The following is a 4795-nucleotide window of genomic DNA, read 5'->3' as shown; positions in this document are numbered from 1 at the left end:
CATGATCGTCACGATCCGCTTCAAGGGCGACACCGACACCGAGCAGTTCCTGCTCGGCTCGCGTGAGCTGCTCAGCATGGACTCCAGCGTCGACATCGACGTCTACTCGCCGACCTCGCCGCTGGGTGCCGCGCTGCTCGGCAAGAAGACGGGCGACGAGGTGTCCTACGAGGCACCCAACGGCAAGAACATCACCGTCGAGGTCGTCGACGCCAAGCCGTTCTGACCCGTCCCTGCCCTTGGCGGTGACTTGGCGTCCACTTTCGATCTCGGAGCGGTGACCTGGCGTCCACGTCGATCTCGGAGCGGTGACCTGGCGTCCACTTTTGACGTGAAAGTGGACGCCAAGTCACCGCCACTTCCGCGCGGTGGACGCTAACTCACCGCCACTTCCGCGCGGTGGACGCCAAGTCACCGCCACTTCCGCGCGGTGGACGCTAACTCACCGCCACGTGCGCGCGGTGGACGCTAACTCACCGCTCAAACCAGCGGCGAGCCTCAGACCAGCTCGTAGCCGAGCTCGATGAGGCGTTCCCGCACCTCGGTGCGGTGGTGCGGGCCGCGCGTCGCGATCTGGATGTCGACATCGACCTGGCCGACGCCGAGGGTCTCCGACGCACGGTCGTGGTTGACGTTGAGCACGTTGACCTGCATCTCCGCCAGATCCGTCAGCAGCCCCATGAGCGCGCCGGGACGGTCCGGGATGCGGGCGCGGAACAGCAGGAACCGCCCCGCCGCCGCCAGACCGTGGCGGATGACGTCGAGCAGCACCAAGGCGTCGATGTTGCCGCCGGAAAGCACCGCGACCACGGGCCCCTCGAATGCGTGGGGCTGCTCGAGGAGCGCCGCCACCGCCGCCGCACCGGCGGGCTCGACCAACAGCTTGGCCCGCTCGAGCAGCGAGATCAGCGCACTGCTCATCGACTCCTCGCTGACCGTGACGACCTCGTCGCATAGCTCAGCGAGGATCTCGTACGGGATGTCGCCGGGCAGCGCGACCGAGATGCCGTCGGCCATCGTGATGCCCATCGGCGAGGTGACGGGCTTGCCGGCGGCGAGCGACGCGGGATAGGCCGCGGCGTCCCTGGCCTGCACACCGACGACCCGCAGGTCGGGGCGTTCGGTGCGGAGCAGCGCGATACCGGCAGCCAGTCCCCCGCCGCCCAGCGGCACCAGGATCGTCTTGACGTCGGGAACCTGCTCGAGGATCTCCAGCCCGACGGTCCCCTGCCCCGCGATGATGTCCTCGTGGTCGAAGGGGTGGATCAGCACGGCACCCGTACGCTCTGCGAACTCCCTCGCGGCGACGAGCGCATCGGTCACCCCGGTGCCGTGGAAGTGGATGTCGGCGCCGTACCCCTCGGTCGCCGCGACCTTCGGCAGCGCCGCGCCGACCGGCATGAAGATCGTCGACTTGATCCCGAGCATCGACGCTGCCAGCGCGACGCCCTGCGCGTGGTTGCCGGCGCTCGCCGCGACGACGCCGCGCGAGCGCTCCTCCTCGCTCAGGCGCGAGATGCGGACGTACGCCCCGCGGATCTTGAACGAGCCCGCACGCTGGAGGTTCTCGGCCTTGAGATACACCTGCGTCGACGTCAGTGAGCTCAGCCACCGCGAGTGCGCCATCGGCGTCACCTCGGTGACCCCTTCGAGTAGGTGGCGGGCGGCTCGCACATCATTCAGGTCCACCTCACCAACGTAGTCGCTCGGTGTGCACGGGGGTACGTTCGACCTCATGGTGACCGACAACGACCTGCAGCACCTGCGGCGCTGCCTCGAGCTGGCAGCGGAGGCGATCGAGGCCGGGGACGAGCCGTTCGGATCGGTCCTCGTGGGCGGCGATGGTGCCACGCTCGCCGAGGACCGCAACCGCGAGACGTCCGAGGGCGACCAGACACGCCACCCGGAGCTTGCCCTTGCCCGCTGGGCCGCCCGCCACCTCGATGCCGAGCAGCGCGCCACGGCGACGGTCTACACCTCCGGCGAGCACTGTCCGATGTGCGCCGCCGCGCACGGCTGGGTCGGCCTCGGGCGCATCGTCTACGCCAGCTCATCGGCCCAGACCAGCGCGTGGCTCACGGACCTCGGGGTCGGCCCCTCCCCCGTGCGCGCCATCCCGATCCAGGACGTCGCACCCGGAGTGGTCGTCGAGGGCCCGGTTCCCGGCCTGGACGACGAGGTCCACGAGCTGCACCGGCGATATCGCCTCAGGAGCACCTGACCGCAGTTGGTTGCACGCCACAACTTGTTATATGGTGGCGTCATGCGCGCGCGGTCCAGTCACCCCATGACTGACACCACCCCCGCAACCGCCACACCGACGTACCTCTCGCACCGCCAGATCCTCGTGGTCCTCGGCGGGCTGATGACGGGCATGTTCCTCGCCGCGCTCGACCAGAGCATCGTCGGCACGGCCCTCCCCCGCATCACGTCGGACCTCAACGGCCTGGACAAGCTGAGCTGGGTCGTCACGGCATACCTGCTGACCTCGACCGCCGCCACGCCGCTGTGGGGCAAGATCTCCGACCTGTACGGTCGCCGGCTGATCTTCCAGGTCGCGATCGTGACGTTCCTGGTCGGCTCGCTGCTGTGCGGCTTCTCCCGCAACATCGAGGAGCTCATCGCGTTCCGCGCGCTCCAGGGCATCGGCGGTGGCGGCCTGATGGCGCTCGCGTTCGCGACGATCGGCGACGTCATCCCGCCGCGGGAGCGCGGCCGCTACATGGGCTACATGGGCGCCGTGTTCGGCACCTCGAGCGTCGCCGGACCGCTGCTCGGCGGCTGGCTCGCCGAGGGGCCGGGTTGGGAGTGGATCTTCTGGCTCAACGTCCCCATCGGCATCGTCGCGCTGGTCGTCACCTCGTACGCGCTGAAGATCCCGCACACCCGTCGGGAGCACACGATCGACTGGTTCGGCGCCGGGACGCTGGTCGCCGGGGTCTCCTCGATGCTGCTGTACGTCTCGTGGGCCGGCCCCGATCACGGCTGGGGATCGGGCCTCGGTCTCGGCCTGCTCGCCGGCGCGCTCGTGCTGACCGCGGTGTTCATCGCGATCGAGCTGCGGGTCAAGGAGCCGATCATCCCGATGGACCTGTTCCGCGGCTCGATCTTCCGGACGACCAACGCGATGTCGGTCGTCATGGGCATGGCGATGTTCGGCGCGATCATCTTCGTGCCGCTCTACCTGCAGATCGTCATGGGCATGACGCCGACGCGGTCGGGCCTCGGCATGCTGCCGATGGTCACCGGCTTGTTCTGCACCTCGATCCCGTCCGGCAACTGGGTCAGCCGGACCGGTCGATACCGCCCCCTGCCGATCGCCAGCACGGTCGTGGTGGTCACGGCCCTCCTGGTGCTCTCGACGGCCGACGCGGACAGCTCGTACTGGCGGATCGGCCTCGGGATGTTCATCCTCGGAGCCGGTCTCGGGCTCACGATGCAGCTGCTGACCGTGATCGTGCAGAACTCGGTCGACCCACGCCACATGGGCATCGCGACCTCCACGATCACGTTCTTCCGTACGCTCGGCGGCGCGTTCGGTGCCGCGATCTTCGGCGCGGTGCTCAACACCCGGCTGTCGCATCACCTCGCGTCGGCGGTCGGCTCCGGCGGCGACGCGCCGAGGATCAACACCAACGACGCGACGGCGATCCACGCCCTGCCCGAACCGCTGCAGACCAAGGTCATCGAGGCCTTCGCCGACTCGCTGCACGACGTCTTCCTGGCCGCGCTGCCGATCGTCGCGATCGCGTTCGTGATCTCGCTGTTCATCAAGGAGATCCCGCTCCGCACCCGCGACACCCCGGCGCCGGTCGAGTAGCCGACCGCCACTCCGCCCCCCAAGCCCGAGGAACGAGGACGGGCGGCCTCCTTGGGGGCCGAAAGCGTCAGGGCCGGTCGCGGGCGGGGAGGTTGTCGACCACCAGGTCGTACGAGTCCTCGACGAGCTCGGCGACGAGTCCGTCCGGCAGGTTGCCGTCGACCTGCACCGTGATCCAGTGCTTCTTGTTCATGTGATAGCCGCGGGTCACCGACTCGTACGTCTCGACCAGGCCCGTGACCTCTTCGGGCTCGGCCTTGAGCGTGACGTGCGTCGGCGACTCGGCGGCCGTGATCGCGAAGACCTTGCCGCCGACCTTGAACACCGCGGTGTCCTCGCCGAACGGGAACGTCAGCGTGGCACCCGGCAGCTCGAGGCACACCGCGTGGATGTCCGTCATGCGAGTCCCGGCAGGGGTTGGACTCCACCGTCATCAGGTGGCTCGTCCTCGTACTCCTCGGCGGTCGTGGCCAGGTGCCGGACGACGCCGTTGAGGCAGGCCGCGAGCGGCACGGCGATGAGCGCGCCGACGACGCCCGCGACGACCACCCCGGCCGTGATCGCGAAGATGATCGCGAGCGGGTGCACCGCCACGAGCCGGCCCATGAGGAACGGCTGCAGGACGTGCGACTCGATCTGCTGGATCGCGATGACGACCAGCAGCATGAACAGCGCGGTCCACGGGCCCTGCGCTACGAGCGCGACGAGCACGGCGACCATGCCCGACAGCAGCGCACCGATGATCGGGATGAACGCGCCGAGGAACACCAGCACGCCGATCGCGAACGTCAGCGGCACGCCGAGAACCCACGCACCGAACGCGATGCCCAACGCGTCGGTCAGCGCGACGATGACGGTCGCGCGTACGAACGCCGTCAGCGACGCCCATGCCGTGTGCCCCGAGGTGTTGACCCGATCGCGAGCGTCGCGGGGAAACAGGGCGACGACCCAGCTCCAGATGCGGTTGCCCTCGTA

The 4795-nt window shown here is 69.1% G+C and carries 6 protein-coding genes; 3 read left to right on the top strand and 3 right to left on the bottom strand.

Going from position 1 to position 4795, the window contains the following annotated elements; translation table 11 throughout:
* Nucleotides 1-226, top strand: a 226-nt coding sequence (locus V6M46_RS17750; protein WP_332667524.1) for a GreA/GreB family elongation factor, incomplete at its 5' end; no start/stop codon positions are given.
* Between the two features lie 272 nt (nt 227-498).
* Here the strand turns inward: V6M46_RS17750 and ilvA are convergent.
* Nucleotides 499-1689 carry a threonine ammonia-lyase gene (ilvA, locus tag V6M46_RS17745; RefSeq protein WP_332667522.1) on the bottom strand — a complete coding sequence of 397 codons (1191 nt, stop codon included), beginning with the start codon at nt 1687-1689 and terminating at the stop codon, nt 499-501.
* A gap of 46 nt (nt 1690-1735) precedes the next feature.
* On the opposite strand from ilvA, the gene V6M46_RS17740 reads away from it, so the two are divergent.
* Both V6M46_RS17740 and V6M46_RS17735 read left to right on the top strand, forming a co-directional pair.
* The gene (locus tag V6M46_RS17740) at nt 1736-2221 is read left to right on the top strand and encodes a nucleoside deaminase (protein ID WP_332667520.1); all 486 of its coding nucleotides are present in this window, start codon (nt 1736-1738) and stop codon (nt 2219-2221) included.
* A gap of 66 nt (nt 2222-2287) precedes the next feature.
* Nucleotides 2288-3820, top strand: a complete 1533-nt coding sequence (locus tag V6M46_RS17735; RefSeq protein WP_332667518.1) for an MDR family MFS transporter — start codon at nt 2288-2290, stop codon at nt 3818-3820.
* Nucleotides 3821-3887: 67 nt separating this feature from the next.
* Here the strand turns inward: V6M46_RS17735 and V6M46_RS17730 are convergent, their stop codons facing one another.
* Nucleotides 3888-4220, bottom strand: coding sequence for an MmcQ/YjbR family DNA-binding protein (locus tag V6M46_RS17730; RefSeq protein ID WP_332667516.1), 333 nt, complete (start codon nt 4218-4220; stop codon nt 3888-3890).
* On the bottom strand, nt 4217-4795 hold a 579-nt coding region (locus tag V6M46_RS17725), incomplete at its 5' end, for an AI-2E family transporter (RefSeq protein ID WP_332667514.1). The genes V6M46_RS17730 and V6M46_RS17725, both read right to left, overlap by 4 nt.

Source organism: Aeromicrobium sp. (assembly GCF_036676885.1).
GTDB lineage: Bacteria > Actinomycetota > Actinomycetes > Propionibacteriales > Nocardioidaceae > Aeromicrobium.
Note: the sequence above shows the minus strand (reverse complement) of the source record. Positions and strands in the feature narration are given on the sequence as shown.